Genomic DNA, 20,376 nt, shown 5'->3' with positions numbered 1-20,376 from the left:
GCGCTGTTGTAAGGTTGCTGTCATGGTTTTATAAGTGCGGTTAGTTATTTTATAATCAGGCTGGTTTGTTTTTGCCTGTGAATGTACTTTACAATGCTTTACAAAATTTAATCAAGTTTTATTACTTTAGTAAAGCTTATATGCGTTATTAGCTTTTCTTATATAATAGGTTTCTGCTGGTGTCAGCGCCCAAAAGATAAAATAGAAAGGAAGATTGTTGTTATCCACTCTGAATAGAGAGTTGAGATCAACTACTACCAAAATTAGGAGGAGAGGTGTGAGATGACAATTACTCTAAATCACACCATAGTGCCCGCACATAATAAACAGGCATCGGCGAGGTTCTTTGCAAAGATTTTTGGTTTAGAGGTCGAGGTTCCCGTTGATCACTTCGCTGCTGTACATATAAATGATTCACTGACGCTCGACTTCGCCGACGCTGAAGCGTTCGAGCAACATCATTATGCGTTCCATGTCAGTGATGAAGAATTTGATGCAATTTTTGCTCGTGTGAAAGAGGCAGGTATTGAATACAGTAGCGACCCCATGCATAAAAATAAAGGACAAATTAACTACTGGAACCAAGGTCGTGGCTTCTATTTCTATGACTACGATGGTCACAACTTAGAATTGTTGACCCGTGCATAGATTTTTGATGATATCAAGTCAATGCATTACTTCTTTACTAAAAAATATGCTGTAGCGTATTCCGGCAATTGGCTGATATTCTGCCTAAATTCTTTTTGACTCTTAAAAATACCTGCCAAAAAATCGAGTTGATAAAGATTGGGTAAAAAAGCTCCCCCTGTATCAGCCATAACCCCCATTTGCAAATGTTTGCGGCCACCTTTAGTATGCTCAATAATAATCACTCTACCTAAACCAATATTCAGCACATCTCCAGCAAAGGTTACTCCTGGTTTAATAGAAATTTTTGCATCTATTTTGTATCCATAGCCTTTAATGGCATCAACCTCTCTAAAATACCAATAACGCTTTTGGGCTGTCGCCTTTAATCCGCGAATATAAGACATTCCATTATTTCTATCTACATTAAAAAATGCCCTATAACCATCTGTAAAGTTAATTAAGATGGTTCCTTGCATCAATGCTTCTTCTAACCCAGTTCTAGTTAGATAAGCGAGACTTTTAACTTTTCCAAATTCTTTTCCGCCTGGTTCATAAATACCAGACAAAACATCCTGCTTTGTGTATTTGGTGTAGAAAGTATTTTTATTAGAGTTATCTTTTAAGCTATAAATTGGTGTATTAAAAGTAGAACTTTTTTTGCGAGAGCCGGAGTGAGTAAATACTGCATATTTGGTAATTCTTAATTGCTTTTGTTTTTTATCTTTTGGATTATATGCAGTCCATTTAATAACTCGGAAATTGGAATTGATAAACTTGGGGTCTTGTAAACGAGTAGCTCGATTATTAGCAATATCCTCCTTTAAGACAACAATCATGAAATCTAAGGTCTTGAGAACATCTGGCACAGTAACCCCTTGAGTAGCAAGAATTCCTGTACGCAGAATATCTGGGTCTTCTGAACTATAATCTTGAAAATATTTTCTAGTATTAACAAGAACGGTTAATAAATCTTTTTGATTGAAGTTGACCTTACTACTTGGCAGTTTAACTGGACTAATAACCTGGCTGCCATTAATGTTAAATTTGTATTTTTTGAACTCATCGACAACTGGATAAGGCGCAGATGCGGCTAACAAATTATGTTGAGATGAAAAGGCATTTTCCTTGCCTATATCATCAGATGTTTGTTGAGTGATTAAAGAATTTTTAAATCTCAAATCAAGTTGCTCAGAAACTTCATTTGAGGTGAAAGAAATCTGTGATTCAAGTGGGTTAAAATTTTCTTGCTGAGTAAAAAACTGATCTTGTTGGGCTAGCTGTTTAGTTTTTGACTTAGTATATACATGGCTACTGGCTAAACCGACAATCAATAAGGCAGCACAACCTATTGTGAAGCGAAATTTTTGGTTGGATAAGATATTCATAACTGGGAAAATAAATTTTTAATGCTAAATAATCAAGGTTATATTTCTATCACTTCACGCACTAACTGCGCCAACTTATCAGCACTATCAGGAACTGCGATCGCATGAGCTTTCTCTCCCATCTTTGCTAATTCATCTGGTGATTGCAACAAATTCAACACATTACTTTGCAATATTTGTGCCGTCAACTCTGATTGCTTCAGTGTTAACGCCGCACCAGACGAAGTAAATACGTCTGCATTATAAGATTGATGGTCTTCAGCAGCAAAGGGGTAAGGAATCAAAATTGCTGGCGTTCCACACACTGCTAATTCTGTCAAGCTACCAGCACCAGAACGACTAATGGCTAGAGTAGCTCGTTGCAACAATGCTGCCATATTGTTGTAAAAAGGTAAGACTATGTACTGTGGATGTTTGAGACTATCTGCTTCTGGATCGCGATCGCCAGTTAAATGTACTACATAAGCACCAGCATCAAACCAAGCGTTTGCAGATTCACGCACCAACTTATTAACCGCAACTGCGCCCTGGCTACCACCAAATACGACAATTAAAGGAACACCATCAGGAATAGCTAAATCCAGGGGTGCATCAATTGCCCCATCCAGGAATTGCGATCTAACTGGAGTACCAACGCAAACATTTTTAGCACGAGGCAAATACTTAGCAGCTACTTCAAATCCCAAGGCTACCGCACTACACAAAGGGCCAAAAAAGCGAGTTACTTTACCAGGTATTGCGTTAGATTCGTGAAAAACCACGGGTAAACCGAGGGAACGCGCCGCAATGACGGCTGGCCCAGCAATGTAACCCCCTGTGGTAAATACCCCTTGAAAATTTCCCTGCTTTAAAATTCGTCTGACTTCTATAATCGAACCAGCCAGTTTACCCAAAATACGAATCGAGGAGAGTCCAAACCCTTGCTGAAACCCTTCAACTGCAATAGTATTCAAGGGATACTCTTTAGGGACAAGTTCAGTTTCTAGCCGATTGGGTACTCCCAGCCATTCGATTTGATAATCTGGCAATTTTTGTGCCAGTGCGATCGCTGGAAACAAATGTCCACCAGTCCCACTGGCAGCTATTAATAATCGTATCGGTGCGTTTGCCATCAAACCTCTACCGTTTAGCGTCTAGCTTAACTAAGATAAAACAATTTCCTTACTTTCTCTCATCAAATCAGTAAACTCTTAACCAATGACAAAAATTATTACCGCTTTATTGAGACGACAACTCAGATTTCCAGCTAGTATCTGGCTAGTTTCATTCCTGCTAACCCTTGGTTTAACAAGTGGTTGGCAACGCACTCAAGCGGCGACACCACAACAGTTAGTTCAAGCTGGTACAGCTCAAAATGCACCAGCCGATGTGAAAAACCTGTTGACACAAGTTGATGCAGCCGCTAGTCGGGGCGATGTCAAAGGGGTGTTGCAATTCTACAGCCCTAATTTCACTCATGGGGATGGATTAAACCTGCAAACCCTGGAAAAATCTTTGACTTCACTTTGGCAACGATATCCCAAATTGCAATACACTACAAAACTGCTATCTTCAAAACCTGAAGGTAATGCAATTATTGCGGAAACTGAAACGAAGATAACTGGCTTACCTTCCGCTAACAATAATAATTCGACTCTCAATGCCACAATTAAATCACGTCAGCGCATTGTAGGCGGAAAAATAGTCCGCCAAGACATTTTGTCAGAACGCACCCAACTTAGCTCTGGCAACAAGCCGCCCCAAATTGATATTAAATTACCACAGCAGGTGGTGGTTGGTCAAAAGTATAGTTTTGATGCGATCGTTCAAGAGCCACTTGGTGATGATTTTCTACTAGGAACGGCGCTAGAGGAACCCATACAAGCAGATAAATTTCTCAACCCCACATCCGTGGATTTGGAATTACTGACATCTGGCGGACTGTTTAAAACCGCACAAGCACCATCTATCCCTGGTAGCCAGTGGGTTTCTGCTGTTATCCTGCGGGGTAATGGGATGACGATGGTAACTCAGCGCCTGCGAGTGGTGAAGAAATAGTTAGGAGTTAGGAGTTAGGAGTTAGGAGTTAGGAGTTATAGACGAGTGATGATAAATTATGAACTATGAAACTTGTATTAATTCATAATTCCCGCCTGATGTAAATTAAAAACATTTCTTATCCCATAAGGGTTTCTAGATTCGCTCCAAATCATTATTTTGGGACTACCTACGAAATTACAAGGGTTTCAAGACTTAATTCACATTAAACGTAATTCATAACTATTAACTCCTCACTCCTAACTATCCTAATGACTTCGCTAGAAAATCAAATCATTTTAATAACTGGTGCAAGTAGTGGTATTGGTACTGCTTGCGCGAGAATCTTCGCTGGTGCGGGTGCAAAACTAATCCTAGCGGCACGACGACTGGAACGTTTGCAGCAGCTAGCAGATACTCTCGTTAAAGAATTTGGTATTGAAATTCATTTATTACAGCTAGATGTGCGCGATCGCAATGCTGTAGAAGAAGCCATTTCTACTCTACCGTCCGCCTGGTCTGACATCGACATTCTCATCAACAATGCTGGTCTAAGTCGTGGTTTAGACAAGTTGCACGAAGGCAGTTTTCAAGACTGGGAAGACATGATTGATACTAACGTTAAGGGTTTACTTTACGTGTCCCGCTATGTTGTTCCGAGAATGGTGAGTCGCGATCGCGGTCATGTGGTAAATTTAGGTTCCATTGCTGGACATCAAACCTATCCCGGTGGTAATGTCTACTGTGCTACCAAAGCTGCTGTGAGGGCAATTTCTGAAGGTTTAAAACAAGACTTGTTGGGAACGCGGGTACGTGTAACTTCCGTTGACCCTGGTATGGTAGAAACCGAATTTAGCAATGTGCGCTTTCACGGAGATGCTGAACGAGCCAACAAAGTCTACCAGGGAGTTAAACCTCTGACAGCAGATGATGTGGCTGATGTGATATTTTTCTGTGTGACGCGATCGCCCCATGTCAATATTAATGAAGTTGTGCTGATGCCTGTTGACCAAGCTAGCGCTACCCTAGTTAATCGGCGAACTTGAAGAAGAATTCAGAAGTCAAAATCAATACTTCGAGTAAGCATCAGTAATCCTGAGTGGGGGATTCAGACCCGCCACTCGTACAGAATTAAATTCTGTAGCTTGTTTCCCTGAAAGGGTATTCTGACTCCTGATTTTTTTTGATAAATAATAATTAAGCGGTCTTAAAAAATCGAATAATTTCACGGACATGATCGAGAAATTGTCCGTCGGTGGAAAGTTGTGCGATCGCAGTTCGTGCTTCTCTTGCCAAACGCTCATGTTCGGTTTGATTTGTCGCCCGTAATTCTTCTAAGTTAGCAGCAATTCGAGCTAAATCTTTACGAGTTTCTTCGGCAAAGCGTTGTTGAGTTGCGGGTAATGAGTAAGATTGTTCTGGGTTGAGTTGCTCCTCGAATGACTGGATTTTTTGTTCCAATATGGAGAGGCGATCGCGCAGTTCAACAATATCTTCGCGCGGATACTTCCATTCTTGGCGAATCATCGCTAACCGCGCATATAAATACTCATAAGCTCGAATCGCTGGACGCAGAATTGTTAATAACAAAGCTGCACCAGAACTTATATATCCAACTGTACTAATACCAGTGGCAGCAAGAGCATAAAGACCAACGGCTGAGAATAAGTGTAAAGCAATGGCAACCCAGAGCGATCGCTTTGCTAACACAGTGACATACTTTACTTGTTTCTCATCGACTGGGATTCCTTTCTCTTTAGATTGTGCTGCTTCTGCTAAGACTTCTTTAGCTTGAAAATGCACATTCCACGGGACGGTAACAATTACCAACAGCCACCAAAAGCTTGCACCACCAATTACCCAATCAAGAAAGTTACCAGCAGGGATGTGCAACCATTGCAGTAAACCAAAAGCTGTTAGCACCACAATTACAATTCCAGCAATGGAACTGATGAAAAAGTTGATATACATTTTGCCCTGTCTCCGGTGAAACTATACCTCGATCATGGCTATGCCCCAGCAGTTATACGGGAATGATTGTGATGGTTTTTCTATTTGCACACACGAGTTTGTCAATGAAGGAGCTACGTCAATTAAGTTAATTATTTTTGCTACCCTTTTAACAAAAGTAGCAAAAAACGTGATTGTGATGGTTTTTTTAGTTGCACATATATAAATAAAATGAACCAATTTCAAGGTTTGAGTCTTTTTTATGCCTAAAAAATGTTTAAGTCCCGGTAGTAAAATATTCTAGGAACACATTTTGTAGTATAAAAGTAATATAGTTAAAACTTTTATTCTTTCGTGACAAGCTTGTGCCAAATTTCACTTGATTGCACTAAAAGGAGAGTGGCCATGAAAAAAGTAGCGGTGTTTGGCAATGCTGGAGGCGGAAAATCAACTCTAAGCAAGAGATTATCTCAAATCACTGGTTTGCCACTTTACGTCTTGGACAAGATTAAATATCAATCAGGAGGCGCTGAGGTTCCACATGAAGATTATAAGCACGCCCATGAGCAAATTCTAGTTACTGACCGATGGATTATTGATGGGTTTGGTTGCATGGAAACTCTCTGGCTACGACTTGACGAGGCAGATACTCTGGTTTTTGTCGATTTACCGCTATATGTGCATGGATGGTGGGTAACTAAACGACTAATCACAGGTTACTTTAAACCGCCAGAAGGTTGGCCCTCCAATAGTCCAATATTAAAGAGTTCACTTACTAGCTACCGCGTGCTTTGGTTGTGTGACAAATATTTAACCCCAAAATATCGTGAGTATATCGAGCAGGCTAAAAGCATCAAAAATGTTTATCACATTCGCTCGACTAAACAAATTTCGCAATTTTTTGAATTAATTGATGCAGGAGACTAACTTTGTTACTTATTTACTGTTCCCCGTCTCTATTGGATGAGATAGCTACGCCAAATTGATTGAGTATCTTTACTACCTTTTTCTGGAAGTAGCAATCGCCAGGTTTTGCCTTCTTGCTGAATTTGCAGGTAAAGATCAAAAGGTTTTTTTGGTTGCGTCAAGTGCCGTTTTGGTAGCTTTAGAATTAGGTCGTAGGTTCCCCGAACGTGGAAAGCTGGTAAATTTTCAATCGTTAGGGGTTGTTCCTGGGTAATTGATAGCCGCTTGATTTCAAATCCTTGAAAATCTAAATCCAACTGCTGGCTAAGTTTTTGTTGAGTTTGCTCTAGCCCAAGTGCGATCGCTTTTTGCACTAACTCACTAGTCGGTAACAGTCCGATACTGCCACAACCTGTCACCAGCACCAGCAATATTGCTGTCAAAACTAACCGCACAATATTATTCACTGCCTGATCTACTATTTTCATTTTTATCATAGTAAAGGCACGGTATAACCGTGCCTTAATTCGCAAAAAATATTATTTTGACAGGTTTTTGCTTTACGAAAATTTAAGACTGGCGTAAAATTGCAGACAATGAACTATCTTTACGAAGATCCATTAAGTCTGCTAAAGATTCTGTGCGCGTATCCAAGTGGTGCTTGTGTTCTGCTGGCAGAACTGTCACCAAATGTTTTGTTTTAGGTCGCGCCTGCATAACGGGCATCAGTTGTGACTGTGGCACAAAGATTGGCTGGTTCTTGGGAAGGCGAGGTTCCAATCTTTGGTAATGGTTCTGTGCTAAACGTGCCTGATGACGGTTAACCAGTTTTTGGACTTTTTGCGGTTGCTTTGTCCGGTTGAGCATTCGGAAAATGAGCAAGCAACCACTACCACAGCTGAGGACGATCGCAGCCACCATCCACAAAGGTGTAGGATTACTATTCTCAGAGGGCGCATTGATTGGTTCTTCAACTATAACCGGGATTTTTTCTGGTTCTTCTTGTGTTACCTGTCCAGCATTACCTAAGCTATACAGGGCAAAGGCACCACCTCCTATAAACATGGCTAAACACCCAGTTAACAATAGCCAAGGATGATGTGCAACCAGATATATCAGAACGTTCGAGCTTTGTTTTAATCTCGATTTTCTGTTTGTCAGCTCTGGAGTAGCCCTTCTAAGTTGGGTTGGCTCGCGCTGTACACTCTGACTTTTTTCCATGATTACTTTCAGATTTGTACCCCTCTAGTCCATAAATTGTACTGGAGGAGTCAAGCATCAGGTATCCGTAACAAAGTTACAGATTTAAGTAGCTTTTTTTGTAAAATACATGCTACTAAATCTGGCTAAATTTAGTCAAAGTTCTGTATTTCTTGTAACTTTTCGCCGTAATAATCTGAAATCAGTTTGGTTACTTTCTCTGTCAGCTAGGAGAATGCCTTTCGATCGCAAGTTGAATTAACCGATCAACTAATTCTGGAAAGGAGACTCCACTATGGGCCCAAAGTTGGGGATACATACTAGTCGCAGTAAAGCCTGGCAACGTATTTATTTCGTTGATAAAAACCTCTTGTGTCGCTTCCACATAGAAGAAATCTACCCTTGCTAATCCGGCAGCATCAACAGCTACAAAAGCTTGCAAAGCCATGTCCTGAATCTGACGAGCGATCGCATCTGGAAGCTGTGCAGGTATCAGTAAATTTGCTAGTCCCTCCGTATATTTAGTTTCATAGTCATAAAAATCGCTATCATAAGTAATCTCTCCAACGACAGAGGCTTGGGGTTGATCATTACCTAAAACGGCACACTCAACTTCTCTGGCTACGACACCAGCCTCTACAACTAATCGGCGGTCATAACTAGCAGCATTATCTAAAGCGGCTTCTAATTCTTGGCGCGATCGCACTTTGGCAATACCCACCGATGAACCCAAATTAGCAGGTTTGACAAAAGCAGGATAACCTAATGCTGCCTCAATGTCATCACACAGTTTCGGAAACACGCAAGGATTAGACCAAACTTGCGTTCTAGTTATCGCCTTGTATTTTACCTGTGGTAGTCCTGCTTGCTCAAAGGCCATTTTCATGGCAATTTTATCCATCCCCATTGCCGAACCTAACACCCCAGAACCCACAAAGGGGACTTGCATCAAAGTCAGTAACCCTTGAATTGTTCCGTCTTCACCGTTGGGGCCGTGGAGAATGGGAAACCAAACATCCACTTGGGCAACTTGAGAGGGAGATTGCCACTTGCTAAGGGTTTGAGCTTGAGGGTTGGATGTAAGATTTCCAACAGATGTTGATTGTTCAGATTCTAGTAGCGGAGTGCCGGTTTCTAAAACCTTTTCGGGTGCTTCTCCGGCTAGCCAGCGTCCATCTTTTTGGATGTAAAAAGGCAGTATTTCGTACTTATTAGCATTTTGCTCTGCACTTAAGGCTTTAGCGATCGCCCGTGCTGATTTGATTGAAACTTCATGTTCTCCCGAACGACCGCCAAACAATAACCCCACGCGCAGCTTTGCCATTTTCGGTTCCTCCACACTTCTCAAGCAGATAGCGTATCACAACCTACAAAAATTGCCATATTTTTCTATATTATTTTATTGGCTATTGAAACTCTGTCTAGAAAAACTCTCCTATTTGAAGAGCTAGTCAGCGATCGCCCATCTGACATAAGGACGGGAAGCCACTATACTTTTGTAAGTAATTAAGCGACCAGGTACATTAGATTTCCGTAAATCCACACGGAAATAAGCTTTTTTATTCTTAAATTCTACATTGTAGAAACTATATTCTTGCCCACGAGTTTGACCTACGCAAGAAGCATAATTACTGCGTAAAGGTGAAACAAATTCCACAAATCGCTTATTCTTAGATGAAACTAACTTAGTTTCATCTGCAAATTCTCTAGTATCTGCCACTACCGTATGTTCAGCACCGCCTTCATAAGGTAAAACAAACCACCACAGTCCAATTGTTTTAGGACATGTACCACTGCTACCTTGTATATTCAGTGTTACATTAGGTGCAGAAATCGGCCCTGGCTGTTGCTGTGGCTGTACTTGCGCTGTAGCAGCTAGGGTTCCTACCACAAATAAGGGGCATAAAATAGTACCAAAACTTGTTAATTTTATTAAATTTTTCATAACTTGGATCTTTTCAAATTTCAGGTATCTAAATATAGCGCTTCTCGAATGAAAGCAATACACTTTGACCTCACTTCTATTCATCTCTCCTAAAAAGAGAGAGGCTTTGAATCTTATTCCCCAATGCTACAATGGTTGGGGGTTAGGTCTGTATTGCACTCAACTCAGAAGTCGCTATAACAACATAGACTTTCATAAATTTGTAAAAGTGCCATCTTATTTGAAATAATCGTGTTGTCAGCTACAGTTATATTGCAAGAAAGCGGGCAACAATATTGATAAATAACTAGAAATGCAGCCCTACCTGTAAAAGATGCTGCCTTTTCATGAAACCCCGAATTATTGTTTGTGGCTTAGGACGTACCGGATATAAAACCTTTCGTTTGCTGAGACACCAGGGAGCCTTCGTTGTTGGCATTCATCACCAATCTATCCCTGGCGAAACCGCAGGAGATGTGATTGTTGGCGATTTACAAGCAGCTTCTACCCTAACAGCAGCAGGAATTCAACAGGCGCACACTATAGTAATCGCTGGTTCTAAAGATGCTCTGAATTTGTCTATTATGATGCAAGCACGGGTGCTGAATCCCCAGATTCGGATTATCAACCGTTTTTATAATACAAATTTGGGGGAACGCCTAGATCAAAGTTTGCCAGACCATTTGAGTATGAGTGTTGTGGGTTTAGCAGCACCCGTATTCACCTTTGCAGCAATGGGAAACCGAGCGATCGGACAAATCAAATTATTTCACCAAACTTGGCCAATTCATGAAGAATACATTGATGAAAACCACTTCTGGAAAGGTCTAAAGCTGAGTGAATTGTGGGAAGATCGATCGCGGATGCTGATTTATTACTTGCCAGTAGAAGGTGAGATTGATTTGGTGTCAGGTGTAATATGTGGACAAGAGATCAAGGTGGGCGATCGCTTAATTATTGGTACACAACCCCGCATCCGTTCCCCCCGGAGATCATTGCTTAAAAAACTGCTGAAAGCCCTCACCAATTTTAAGCAGTTTCAGGAACACGGGCGATCGGTAGTAATGGGTGCTGTTGTACTATTGGCGGTTATTCTGATTGCTACATTCACCTATATGTCGGCTGAGTTAAGTTTGTCTCCTGTCGATGCTCTATATTTTTCTGTCGGCATGATTACCGGAGCCGGTGGTAATGACAAAGTAGTAGAAAATGCTCCTAACAGTATTAAGTTATTTACTGTTGTGATGATGCTGATTGGAGCAGTGGTGATTGGTATTTGGTATGCAATGCTCACTGATTTTGTCTTAGGAAGCCGCTTTAAGCAATTTTGGGATGCAGCCCGAATTCCCCAGCGATATCACTACATTGTCTGTGGCTTAAGTAGTATTGGAGTGAGAATTGTGCAGCAACTCCACGCCTGTGGACATGAAGTTGTAGTAGTTGAACCCGATTCCAACAACAAATATATTAACACCGCCCGCGAACTAGGTATTCCCGTCATTCAAGGAGATGCCAGCTTCCGTACAATACTCAAAGCCAGTAATATAGACTCTGCCACCGCAGTGCTTGCTGTTACTAGCAATGATGCTACCAATCTGGAAATTGCCCTCAAAGCTAAGGGACTGACACCCAGCATTCCGGTGATTGTTCATTATGGCGATCCGGATTTTGCTGGCATAGCGCAACAGCTATTTGGTTTCGAGGCCGTACTAAGTCCGGCTGAACTAGCAGCTCCAGCTTTTGCTGCTGCTGCACTAGGGGGACGCATCCTTGGCAATGGCATCACAGCAGATAGTCTTTGGGTGGCTTTTGCAACTGTGATTACAGCTTCACACGTTTTTTGTGGTCAGTGGGTGAAAGATGTAGCTATGTCTGCTGACTGTGTACCTCTGTATGTAGAAACAAACCACAAAACCCTTCACGGCTGGGATTTATTAGAAACCAACCTCAGCGCTGGTGATATTTTATATATGACGATGCCAGCGACGCGGTTGTATCAATTGTGGCGGGGCGAGCAAGTTTGTGAAGCACACGCTTAAAGCACTGCGATCGCAGTGCTTTTTTAATTAATTAAACTATAGCAATACCCACTCCCCGTACAGAGGCGATTAATCGCGTCTCTCTCCACTCCCATTTATTTCTTAACTACTCGTTGTTGATATTCCTGCTCAGTAATCATATCGAGAGTGTTTTCTATACGATCTACAAATACGATCCCTTCGAGATGATCATACTCGTGTTGAAAAATCCGAGCGATAAAATCGGTTAATTCTTGCTTTTGTAAGTTGCCTTGACAGTCAGTGTATTCCACTTCAATAGTTTTATACCGAGGAACTAACCCCCTAATTCCTGGAACACTTAAACAACCTTCCCAATCTTTGACAACTTCAGTTGAATGAGCAATAATTTTGGGATTAATCATAGCAGTAGGTTCCATTTCCGGGGCGTTGGGATACCTAGCGTTAGGGCGGGAAGCCACAATAAATAAACGATAGGATTGTGCTACTTGAGGCGCAGCAATCCCCACGCCGTTAGCTTCTCCAACAGTAGCAATTAAGTCTTTAATTAACTTTTGGATATGCTCATCTTGAATATTCTCAACCCAAGCAGCTTTTTGGCGTAATATTGGATTGCCTAATTGAATTATTGGGGCTAATTCAGTCATGATTAAACTCCTTTAAGTAATCGGTAATGGGGAATAGGGAGTGGGGGATAAGAGAGCAGGGGAGGCAGGGGGAGCAGGGGAAGCAAACTAATGACTAATGACTAAACATCATCCCTCGCGTGTTACGGGTAAAGGAGCAGGTTGGACTCCTACTTGGACAATTTGCCCATTGCGTTCCACTTCTATTGGTAAGTTAGTACCGATTTTGCTATTTTCTACTAGCTTTTGTACTTCTTCAATTTTAGTAACAGGCTGGTTATTAATGCTTTTAATTACATCACCGGCTCGGAGTCCAGCCGTAGATGCAGGCGATCGCGGGACGATATCAACCAGCAAAACGCCCTCATCAGCTGTAAAATTTAAGCGATCGCCTGTTGTATTTTTTATTCTTTCTTTAATTTCTGGTGTCAGTGTCACCATTTGAACACCTAAATAAGGGTGATCTACTTTACCGTTAGCAATTAATTCCTGGGCAATTCTTTGCACAGTATTAATGGGAATAGCAAATCCCAAACCTTGAGCGCCTCGGATAATCGCTGTGTTCATCGCAATTACCTGGCCACGAGCATTAAGCAATGGGCCACCAGAATTACCAGGGTTAATTGCAGCGTCCGTTTGGATATAATCAACCCGTTTGTCGCTAGCACCAATATCACTACCAGAACGACCTGTAGCACTAATAATCCCAGAAGTAACGGTATTATTCAAGCCTAAAGGATTACCAATAGCGATTACTGCTTCTCCTGGTTGCAAGGCATCGGAGTTACCCACAGATAGAGTTGGCAGATTATTAGCATCAATTTTGATCGTAGCTACATCCGTAACCGGATCTTCACCCAACACTTTCCCGTCAAAAGTCCGCCCATCTTTAAGTGTGACTGTCACTCTATCAGCACCATCTACCACATGAGAATTGGTCACAATTTGACCTGAAGAATTAATGATAAATCCAGAGCCGCTACCCCGCTCTACCCGTTGTCTAGGCTGTGGCGCACCGTCTCCAAAAAACCGTCGGAAAAATGGATCGTTAAATTCGTCTGGTACGCGAGAAGTGATTGTTCGGGAAGAATCAATGCGAACTACCGCAGGCCCCACCTGTTGCACTACTTTTACCACAAAATTAGGATCTTCAGACGAAGAGATAATTGGTGGGGGGACAATTACCGGATTAGGTTCTATTGTCTTTTGGGCTTGAGTCTGGCTTTGTCGAGTCTCAAAGGTTTTAGCAGGTAAAAGAGAGCAGCTCCCCAGGAACACCACTGCTACCCCGTATGAGAGCATCCATAACCTGCGAGGTAGACCCCTGGTACCAAGGAAGAGGCAGGGGGACTCGGGGCCCCCACGGAGTGGGGATTGGGGGAGAGGGGGCAGGGAGTGGGGGGAAATGACCCCATCCTCCTGCTGGGGAGCAGAGCAGAACATGTTCTTACGTCCCCCACTTCTGTCAAGTGGTTCTCGTAAAGAGCGGGAAGCTAACGCAACAGGTAGGGTCGAATCCCCGTCTGAACCATCCCCCTTGCTCCCTACTCCCTGCTCCCTTGCCTCTTTTTCAATCTTTTTGGGCGCTAAATGATGGTTTGTTGTCTTCATGTGTCGTTGCTTCTCCATATCAATCGCTGGTGTTAGGATCTTGCCTACGGGGTATGTCCCAAAATGATTACAACTTAAAAGTTTATTCTAGGTCTAGCGTGTCTGGATGCTAAATTAGTGCTTTCTCTTCTATTGTGACCGTTAGCAGCAAAGGTGGTGGATAATGGAAATTCCCATAGAAAGTCTGTGGAGTCAGGTACTAGAGCGCCTACAGCTTGAACTATCCCGGCCCACCTTTGAAACTTGGATTAAAACTGCTAGTGCGGAGCGATTAGAAAATAATTGCTTGGTAATCTGTACTCCTAACGCATTTGCTCGTAATTGGTTACAGAAGTATTACATAAATACCATTGCTCATGTAGTACAAGATATTCTGGGTCATCCCGTAGGAATTTACATTACTGTTGCTCAAGGAGATGAAGTTTCTCATTTGAGTGAACGAGAGGTTTCTTGGGAATCACCAGATACCAGCAGTATTTCTGAAGCTATTCCTAATCACAATAAAAAAACTACTGAATTAAACTCTAAATATGTCTTTTCACGGTTTGTAGTTGGTGCTAACAATCGGATGGCTCATGCTGCTTCTTTGGCAGTTGCGGAATCTCCAGGTAAAGAGTTTAATCCTTTATTTTTATGTGGTGGCGTAGGTTTGGGTAAAACTCATCTCATGCAGGCGATTGGCCATTATCGCTGGGAAATTTCGCCTAATTGTAAAATATTTTATGTTTCGACTGAGCAGTTTACTAATGATTTAATTACAGCGATTCGTAAAGATAGTATGCAAAGTTTTCGAGAGCATTATCGAGCGGCTGATGTTTTATTAGTTGATGATATTCAGTTTCTTGAAGGGAAGGAATATACCCAAGAAGAATTCTTTTATACTTTTAATACTTTACATGAAGCTGGTAAACAAGTTGTCATTGCTTCTGATCGTCCTCCTAACCAGATTCCTAGTTTGCAAGAACGGCTTTGTTCTCGGTTTTCTATGGGGTTAATCGCAGATATCCAAAAGCCCGATTTAGAAACTAGAATGGCAATTTTACAGAAAAAAGCTGAGGATGAAAATATTCGCCTTCCCCGCGATGTGATTGAGTATATTGCTTCTAACTATACTTCTAATATTCGAGAATTAGAAGGAGCTTTAATTCGGGCGGTGGCTTATATTTCTATTTGGAGCTTACCGATGACGGTAGAAAATATCACACCAGTTTTAGAACCGCCTAATGAAAAAATGGCAGCTACCCCAGAAGCAATTTTAAAGGTTGTGGCGGATAATTTTGATGTTTCAATAGACGATCTCAAAAGTAACTCACGACGAAGAGAGATTAGCTGGGCGCGTCAAATTGGAATGTATCTCATGCGCCAACATACGTCTCTGAGTTTGCCGAGAATTGGCGAGGAGTTTGGTGGTAAAGACCATACAACGGTAATCTATAGTTGCGATAAAATTACCCAACTCCACCAGAGCGATCGCACTTTAGCACAAACAATCCGCCAACTGAGCGATCGCATCAATATGACTAGCCGTTCTCAAAAATCATCCTGAAAATGTATGAAGATGTATTTGAAGTTTTCCACAACCACCACTCTTATAATTAGCATTGACGGCTGAATAAATAGTCAAAAATATTAAGTAACGTATAAAAATTGATTAAATTTAACTTAAATTGTGGAAAAATCTTACTTTTTGTGGATAAATCTGTGGAATACTTGAGATTAGACTAGTAAAACTTGATTAAGTATAATTACCTTGTGGAAAATTACTTGAGTTTTTCCACAAGTTTTCCACAAGGTAAACTTGCCTAACTATGATTTCAACAGAATTGGGGAATTTTCTAGTGGTCTGTCAAGGTTGCTGAGTTTGTAGTGAGCGCTTTAAGACTCAAATCAAAAAGTCTTTACTACGAACTTATTTACCTATCATAATGATAAACGGGATGAGTCGGACAACTGTTCGACCTCGCAGCCTACCAAGCTAATTCCAATTATTATTTGTAGTGAAGTTTTGGAATGATTTTGTGCCAAGAATTTGGTATCGTCTCGTAGACCTGATTGAAAAACCTGCTAATCTTTTGAAAAGACTAGCAGGCATGGCTTATCATCAATCGGAGCGGCGGGATTCGAACCCACGACCTCCACTACCCCAAAGTGGCGCGCTACCAAGCTGCGCTACGCCCCGGTCAGAATTACTATGATACAGCAAAACTCTAGGATAAGCAACAGGCATATTTAAAAAACCTTCAGCATCCCAGTGGCTTCCAGCAAATCGGGAACAGCAGAAGCATCCCATTTACCTTCTACACATCGCCCTGTATTCAAGATGAAGCGCAGACTGTAGGTATGAGGATAGCCTTCTACCTCCATCCATAATAAATCGCTTTCGGCTTCACAAGCGATTTTTTCCTCTTCCATTAATTCAGTTGCAAGTTGTTTCATGGTGTCTGCTAGCTGTGCTAGTAGACGGCAAAAATCATTCAACTCGGCTTCGGTTAACTCAATTGCCCAATCATCTGTACCAACTAAACCTTTAAACTCAGGTGCATCGGGGTTCCAGCCTATACGCCAACCATATCCGGTTTTTATAAGGCGTTCCATAGCTTAGTTTTTTAAACTCAGAGGGACGCAGAGGTTTAACGCAGAGAAACGCCAAGGAAGATTTTGGACTGTAGGTTTCATTTTAGTAGTTCAGCCCCTCCTCGTTGGGGTGGCTGTGGTGTAGTTGATGTATTAGGACTAGGTGTGGTGTTGGAGCTAGGAGGTGGGGTATTTTGGGAACTTGGATTAAATATATTGACTAAGACTTGCACTAGGGAATTTCGTTGGCTGCGGGTAAGACGAGTGATGGCTTTGCGATCGCCTTCTATCGGATTTTCCCGTAGTGTTTCATGGCCTGGATAGGTAGTATCATACATAATTTCGTTCGCACCCAGGTAATCAGCTAAAGTCAGCTTCCAATCTAAGCGATAAATTGGGGCCCGCCCTTTGGTATAAATGTGATATGTAATCAAGCGACTTACTAGGGTGTTGTTTTGGGCAACTTTCCCATTTTCTTTGCTGATATAGTTATTTTCTCGTGGTAAATCTGGCAATTGCTGATATACTAACTGCCAAACATCGCTAGGTGTGATTCTCTGAGCATAAGCAGGTTGGATACTAAATAAATTTCTATGTATTGATTTGTCCGCCCCTGAACCCAAAACAATTGCACCCACCACTATTAAAGCAGTGAGTGTCTGCCAAGGTTTAAGTAGGGGTTGAATGAACGATAAATTTTTGCTCATCCTACCTTCTCTAAAGCCTTTTTTTATAGTTCGCCAATAATTTCTGGCTGAGTCAATTCATCGGACATTTCGATAATTGCCCTTAGCACTGGCTTCATCATCGTATCTTCGTTATTTTCAAAGTCTTCATAACGCCGACGTTTAGCACGATTGGCCACCTGAACCGTAATGCGATAACGATTTGAGGCTGCACTAATCAGCTCCTCAGAACGGTGCATAATCTGAGACTGAGTTGTCTCGAACTTAGAACGCTTTAGCATAATCACTGGTTCTTGGGGTCATTCCCCAGTGTAGCAGTACCGATAAATCTGATGTTGTGTATTTAATCGCTAGCAACCTCTCTCTTGATAGAGGTTGAGAGTGTTTCAGTCAATATAAGTTACTTATAATATTATCTGACTAAAGTCACACACCCTTATGGCTGACCTTGTGGAAACTGCTATCAACGCGGGAAACTTCAATACCCTGGTGAAGGCTGCTGAAGCTGCAAATCTCATAGAAATGCTGAAAAGCCCTGGTTCTTTCACGCTATTTGCACCAACTGACGAAGCCTTTGCCAATCTGCCAGAGGGAACTTTAGACTCGCTACTACAAGACATTCCCAAGCTCAAGAAAATTGTGGCATATCATGTCGCTAGTGGCGATGTTCGGTCTGATGATTTGGTACAGATTAATGAGGCAGAGACGTTTGAAGGGTCAATTGTAGCCATTGAATCTGCCGACGGCAAAATTAAGGTAAATAACGCCAATGTCATCAAAACAGACATTTTGACAGACAATGGCGTGATCCACGTTATTGATGCGGTGTTGATGCCTGCAATGGTGGCGGGAAGCTAATGCATGGGGGATGGAGCATTGGGCATTGCTTATATCTCGTTGTCTCCTTATCCCCCTCATCTCCCTACTCCCTACTCCCTACTCCCAGAATGCACCCACTACGTGCAGGAACAGTCAATGACAATTGCTGAGTTTCTCCTTCACTATTCCACTCAACTTCAGCAGTGCCATACAACAGCTTGTTGGGTTGAGTACGTAAACTGACGACATCTGCATTGGCTGTTGCCGAACTTGTGCCAGCGTTGACGGCAATTATCAATTCCTCTGTTCCTAAAGTTCGCGCAAAGATATAGATTTGTCCTTGAGTATGGAGGACTTGGTAATCACCTGTACGCAAGGCTGGGTATGTGTGGCGTAGGGCAATTAATTGACGATGAGTATTGAAAATTTCTTGATTCCAGTTACTCTCTAAAGGAAAGCCACGACGTGAGTCTGGATCTATTGCACCAGGTAAACCAACTTCATCACCATAGTAAATGCTGGGCGCACCGGGAAAGGTGAGTAGCAGTAGAGTTGACAATACTATACTACCTATATCACCGCCTGCAATTGTCATTAATCGGGCTGTATCGTGGCTTGCTAGCAAATTGAGTTGAGTTAGCTGAATTTCCCAAGGGTAAAGTTGCAGTACTTCTTGAATTTTGGTAGCGTACTCGGCGGCAAATAAGGGTGGGTAGGGTTGATAGTCGCGGCTTTGGACTTGTTCTAAGACTACGCGATCGCCTGCTGTAAAGGCAATTGTTGGCCCAGTAAATAGATAATTCATCACGCCGTCAAATTGTGTTCCATCCAACCACTCGCGGGAATCTCCCCACACTTCGCCCACAATGTAAGCTTCGGGATTGACTGCCTTGACGCGATCGCGGAATTCCTGCCAAAATCCAGGAGTTTTTATTTCAAATGGTACATCTAATCGCCAACCATCAATGCCGAATTTAATCCAATATTCGGCAATTTCCATAATATATTCCCGCACTTCTGGGTTGTCGTGGTTAAATTCTGGTAAAGCACGATTTCCTGCCCAACCCACGTAATTTGCCGGGAATTCTCCATTGTATGCTGAAAGGGGCCAGCCCTCTATTTTGAACCAATTTACCCAAGGTGAATGGGGGCCATTTTCTAAAACGTCATGGAAGAAGAAAAAACCACGGCTGGAATGGTTAAATACGCCATCCAAAACAACTTTGATATTCCGTTGATGAGCTGCATCGAGCAATTCCTTAAAAGCCTCGTTGCCCCCTAACATCGGGTCAACTTGATAATAATCGTGGGTATGATAGCGATGATTGCTAGCAGATTGAAAAATGGGTGTAAAGTAAATCGCGTTAATTCCCAAATCTTGGATGTAGTCTAAACCCTCCATGATGCCCCATAAGTCGCCGCCTTTATAACCCTGGAGTGTTGGCATAGAGTCCCAATCTTCCCAACGGGCTTCACGCAGCAAACGTTTGCGCGGCTGTTTGCTTCTGGCAAAGCGATCTGGGAAGATTTGGTAGAAAACTGCGTGCTTTACCCAGTCTGGTGTTTGAATTTGCATGAATAACTTTTTGTATCTTTAGAAGCGATCGTTGCAAATCTTAGCTTCTTTATGGCTCTTACTTATGATAGAGAATCTGTCATTTGCCAGTAGTCATTAGCGATTTAGCCTGTCTTCTCCTACTTTATACACAAATGTTATCAGTCTTAACTATTTTGACTAGAAACTAGAATTTATTTGAGTTTTTAACAGAAATCGAATATGCACCTGCTCAAAGCTGTCTCACGAGCCACAGAAAATAACTATGAAGGAGACAGAATTCAAGAATATGAGTTATGAATTAGCAATTGTCTTAAAGGATGTTTGAAAAGTCTAATTTATTACTAGCTCTGGCGACTAGAAGTCGCGGCTATACAGACAAAACCCACCTCCGTGGGTTTAGAACCCTTGATTTTGTATTAGTCCACGGAGGTGGACAACTCTTGGAGACGCTGTTCGCGTTCGTTTGTGTAGTA

20 protein-coding genes and 1 tRNA gene are annotated in these 20,376 nt (G+C 42.0%); 7 read left to right on the top strand and 14 right to left on the bottom strand.

Translation table 11 applies throughout. The features are described from left to right. Positions 1–282: 282 nt before the first annotated feature. A complete protein-coding gene (locus LC608_RS10985) occupies positions 283–648 on the top strand; it encodes a VOC family protein (protein WP_229553557.1) in 366 nt (121 codons plus the stop codon). A 26-nt stretch (positions 649–674) separates the two neighbouring features. Here the strand turns inward: LC608_RS10985 and LC608_RS10980 are convergent, their stop codons facing one another. Both LC608_RS10980 and murG read right to left on the bottom strand, forming a co-directional pair. Next, a complete protein-coding gene (locus tag LC608_RS10980) occupies positions 675–2,015 on the bottom strand; it encodes a hypothetical protein (protein WP_229553556.1) in 1,341 nt (446 codons plus the stop codon). 38 nt (positions 2,016–2,053) lie between these two features. Then, positions 2,054–3,127 (bottom strand): undecaprenyldiphospho-muramoylpentapeptide beta-N-acetylglucosaminyltransferase, encoded by a 1,074-nt coding sequence (gene murG, locus LC608_RS10975; RefSeq protein WP_229553555.1) that lies wholly within the window; start codon positions 3,125–3,127, stop codon positions 2,054–2,056. Positions 3,128–3,212: 85 nt separating this feature from the next. Here murG and LC608_RS10970 point away from each other — a divergent pair, with 85 nt between their 5' ends. Together LC608_RS10970 and LC608_RS10965 are read left to right on the top strand one after the other, a co-directional pair. Then, positions 3,213–4,052 carry a nuclear transport factor 2 family protein gene (locus LC608_RS10970; protein WP_229553554.1) on the top strand — a complete coding sequence of 280 codons (840 nt, stop codon included), beginning with the start codon at positions 3,213–3,215 and terminating at the stop codon, positions 4,050–4,052. A 251-nt stretch (positions 4,053–4,303) separates the two neighbouring features. After that, positions 4,304–5,077: an SDR family oxidoreductase gene (locus LC608_RS10965; RefSeq protein WP_229553553.1), complete on the top strand. Its 774-nt coding sequence runs from the start codon at positions 4,304–4,306 to the stop codon at positions 5,075–5,077. Between the two features lie 151 nt (positions 5,078–5,228). Here the strand turns inward: LC608_RS10965 and LC608_RS10960 are convergent, their stop codons facing one another. Next, positions 5,229–6,002, bottom strand: coding sequence for a hypothetical protein (locus LC608_RS10960; protein WP_229553552.1), 774 nt, complete (start codon positions 6,000–6,002; stop codon positions 5,229–5,231). 384 nt (positions 6,003–6,386) lie between these two features. Here LC608_RS10960 and LC608_RS10955 point away from each other — a divergent pair, with 384 nt between their 5' ends. Continuing rightward, the gene (locus LC608_RS10955; protein ID WP_229553551.1) at positions 6,387–6,908 is read left to right on the top strand and encodes an adenylate kinase; all 522 of its coding nucleotides are present in this window, start codon (positions 6,387–6,389) and stop codon (positions 6,906–6,908) included. A 29-nt stretch (positions 6,909–6,937) separates the two neighbouring features. On the opposite strand, the gene LC608_RS10950 is transcribed toward LC608_RS10955, so the two are convergent. From LC608_RS10950 to LC608_RS10935, 4 genes are all read right to left on the bottom strand, one after another. Then, entirely contained in the window at positions 6,938–7,345 is a 408-nt protein-coding gene (locus LC608_RS10950; RefSeq protein WP_229553575.1) for a hypothetical protein, read from the bottom strand. A gap of 112 nt (positions 7,346–7,457) precedes the next feature. Then, positions 7,458–8,108, bottom strand: coding sequence for a hypothetical protein (locus tag LC608_RS10945; RefSeq protein WP_229553550.1), 651 nt, complete (start codon positions 8,106–8,108; stop codon positions 7,458–7,460). A 202-nt stretch (positions 8,109–8,310) separates the two neighbouring features. Continuing rightward, positions 8,311–9,411, bottom strand: coding sequence for a D-alanine--D-alanine ligase family protein (locus LC608_RS10940; RefSeq protein ID WP_229553549.1), 1,101 nt, complete (start codon positions 9,409–9,411; stop codon positions 8,311–8,313). Positions 9,412–9,534: 123 nt separating this feature from the next. Continuing rightward, positions 9,535–10,032, bottom strand: coding sequence for a hypothetical protein (locus LC608_RS10935; RefSeq protein WP_229553548.1), 498 nt, complete (start codon positions 10,030–10,032; stop codon positions 9,535–9,537). Positions 10,033–10,358: 326 nt separating this feature from the next. Between LC608_RS10935 and LC608_RS10930 the strand changes: the two genes are divergently transcribed. Then, entirely contained in the window at positions 10,359–12,050 is a 1,692-nt protein-coding gene (locus LC608_RS10930; protein ID WP_229553547.1) for an NAD-binding protein, read from the top strand. A 95-nt stretch (positions 12,051–12,145) separates the two neighbouring features. Here the strand turns inward: LC608_RS10930 and def are convergent, their stop codons facing one another. After that, positions 12,146–12,676, bottom strand: a complete 531-nt coding sequence (gene def / locus LC608_RS10925) for a peptide deformylase (protein WP_229553546.1) — start codon at positions 12,674–12,676, stop codon at positions 12,146–12,148. Between the two features lie 108 nt (positions 12,677–12,784). Continuing rightward, complete coding sequence (locus tag LC608_RS10920) at positions 12,785–13,957, bottom strand: HhoA/HhoB/HtrA family serine endopeptidase (protein ID WP_229553545.1); 1,173 nt, start codon at positions 13,955–13,957, stop codon at positions 12,785–12,787. Between the two features lie 472 nt (positions 13,958–14,429). Here LC608_RS10920 and dnaA point away from each other — a divergent pair, with 472 nt between their 5' ends. After that, positions 14,430–15,812: a chromosomal replication initiator protein DnaA gene (dnaA, locus tag LC608_RS10915; RefSeq protein ID WP_229553544.1), complete on the top strand. Its 1,383-nt coding sequence runs from the start codon at positions 14,430–14,432 to the stop codon at positions 15,810–15,812. Between the two features lie 559 nt (positions 15,813–16,371). On the opposite strand, the gene LC608_RS10910 is transcribed toward dnaA, so the two are convergent. The 4 genes from LC608_RS10910 to LC608_RS10895 all read right to left on the bottom strand — a co-directional run bounded on the left by LC608_RS10910 (position 16,372) and on the right by LC608_RS10895 (position 17,807). Further along, positions 16,372–16,445, bottom strand: a tRNA-Pro gene (locus LC608_RS10910). Between the two features lie 50 nt (positions 16,446–16,495). Beyond that, positions 16,496–16,861 carry a DUF1818 family protein gene (locus LC608_RS10905; protein ID WP_229553543.1) on the bottom strand — a complete coding sequence of 122 codons (366 nt, stop codon included), beginning with the start codon at positions 16,859–16,861 and terminating at the stop codon, positions 16,496–16,498. Between the two features lie 77 nt (positions 16,862–16,938). Further along, positions 16,939–17,547 carry a hypothetical protein gene (locus LC608_RS10900; protein ID WP_229553542.1) on the bottom strand — a complete coding sequence of 203 codons (609 nt, stop codon included), beginning with the start codon at positions 17,545–17,547 and terminating at the stop codon, positions 16,939–16,941. Positions 17,548–17,570: 23 nt separating this feature from the next. Next, positions 17,571–17,807, bottom strand: a complete 237-nt coding sequence (locus tag LC608_RS10895) for a DNA-directed RNA polymerase subunit omega (RefSeq protein ID WP_229553541.1) — start codon at positions 17,805–17,807, stop codon at positions 17,571–17,573. Between the two features lie 157 nt (positions 17,808–17,964). Here LC608_RS10895 and LC608_RS10890 point away from each other — a divergent pair, with 157 nt between their 5' ends. Further along, positions 17,965–18,384, top strand: coding sequence for a fasciclin domain-containing protein (locus LC608_RS10890; protein ID WP_229553540.1), 420 nt, complete (start codon positions 17,965–17,967; stop codon positions 18,382–18,384). Between the two features lie 64 nt (positions 18,385–18,448). On the opposite strand, the gene LC608_RS10885 is transcribed toward LC608_RS10890, so the two are convergent. Next, on the bottom strand, positions 18,449–19,921 hold the full coding sequence (locus LC608_RS10885) for a glycoside hydrolase family 13 protein (protein WP_229553539.1): 1,473 nt from the start codon (positions 19,919–19,921) through the stop codon (positions 18,449–18,451). Positions 19,922–20,376 lie beyond the last annotated feature (455 nt).

The sequence above is a fragment of the Nostoc sp. XA010 genome (assembly GCF_020829625.1).
In the GTDB taxonomy this organism is placed as follows: Bacteria; Cyanobacteriota; Cyanobacteriia; order Cyanobacteriales; family Nostocaceae; genus Nostoc.
Note: the sequence above shows the minus strand (reverse complement) of the source record. Positions and strands in the feature narration are given on the sequence as shown.

Bases quoted from the DNA above. Each gene is read 5' to 3' on its own strand.
- LC608_RS10885 (WP_229553539.1), bottom strand. From the start codon at position 19,921: ATGCAAATTCAAACACCAGACTGGGTAAAGCACGCAGTTTTCTACCAA.
- LC608_RS10955 (WP_229553551.1), top strand. From the start codon at position 6,387: ATGAAAAAAGTAGCGGTGTTTGGCAATGCTGGAGGCGGAAAATCAACT.
- murG (WP_229553555.1), bottom strand. From the start codon at position 3,127: ATGGCAAACGCACCGATACGATTATTAATAGCTGCCAGTGGGACTGGT.
- LC608_RS10940 (WP_229553549.1), bottom strand. From the start codon at position 9,411: ATGGCAAAGCTGCGCGTGGGGTTATTGTTTGGCGGTCGTTCGGGAGAA.
- LC608_RS10920 (WP_229553545.1), bottom strand. From the start codon at position 13,957: ATGCTCTCATACGGGGTAGCAGTGGTGTTCCTGGGGAGCTGCTCTCTT.
- LC608_RS10960 (WP_229553552.1), bottom strand. From the start codon at position 6,002: ATGTATATCAACTTTTTCATCAGTTCCATTGCTGGAATTGTAATTGTG.
- LC608_RS10935 (WP_229553548.1), bottom strand. From the start codon at position 10,032: ATGAAAAATTTAATAAAATTAACAAGTTTTGGTACTATTTTATGCCCC.
- dnaA (WP_229553544.1), top strand. From the start codon at position 14,430: ATGGAAATTCCCATAGAAAGTCTGTGGAGTCAGGTACTAGAGCGCCTA.
- LC608_RS10930 (WP_229553547.1), top strand. From the start codon at position 10,359: ATGAAACCCCGAATTATTGTTTGTGGCTTAGGACGTACCGGATATAAA.
- def (WP_229553546.1), bottom strand. From the start codon at position 12,676: ATGACTGAATTAGCCCCAATAATTCAATTAGGCAATCCAATATTACGC.
- LC608_RS10970 (WP_229553554.1), top strand. From the start codon at position 3,213: ATGACAAAAATTATTACCGCTTTATTGAGACGACAACTCAGATTTCCA.
- LC608_RS10965 (WP_229553553.1), top strand. From the start codon at position 4,304: ATGACTTCGCTAGAAAATCAAATCATTTTAATAACTGGTGCAAGTAGT.
- LC608_RS10980 (WP_229553556.1), bottom strand. From the start codon at position 2,015: ATGAATATCTTATCCAACCAAAAATTTCGCTTCACAATAGGTTGTGCT.
- LC608_RS10900 (WP_229553542.1), bottom strand. From the start codon at position 17,547: ATGAGCAAAAATTTATCGTTCATTCAACCCCTACTTAAACCTTGGCAG.
- LC608_RS10945 (WP_229553550.1), bottom strand. From the start codon at position 8,108: ATGGAAAAAAGTCAGAGTGTACAGCGCGAGCCAACCCAACTTAGAAGG.
- LC608_RS10985 (WP_229553557.1), top strand. From the start codon at position 283: ATGACAATTACTCTAAATCACACCATAGTGCCCGCACATAATAAACAG.
- LC608_RS10905 (WP_229553543.1), bottom strand. From the start codon at position 16,861: ATGGAACGCCTTATAAAAACCGGATATGGTTGGCGTATAGGCTGGAAC.
- LC608_RS10895 (WP_229553541.1), bottom strand. From the start codon at position 17,807: ATGCTAAAGCGTTCTAAGTTCGAGACAACTCAGTCTCAGATTATGCAC.
- LC608_RS10890 (WP_229553540.1), top strand. From the start codon at position 17,965: ATGGCTGACCTTGTGGAAACTGCTATCAACGCGGGAAACTTCAATACC.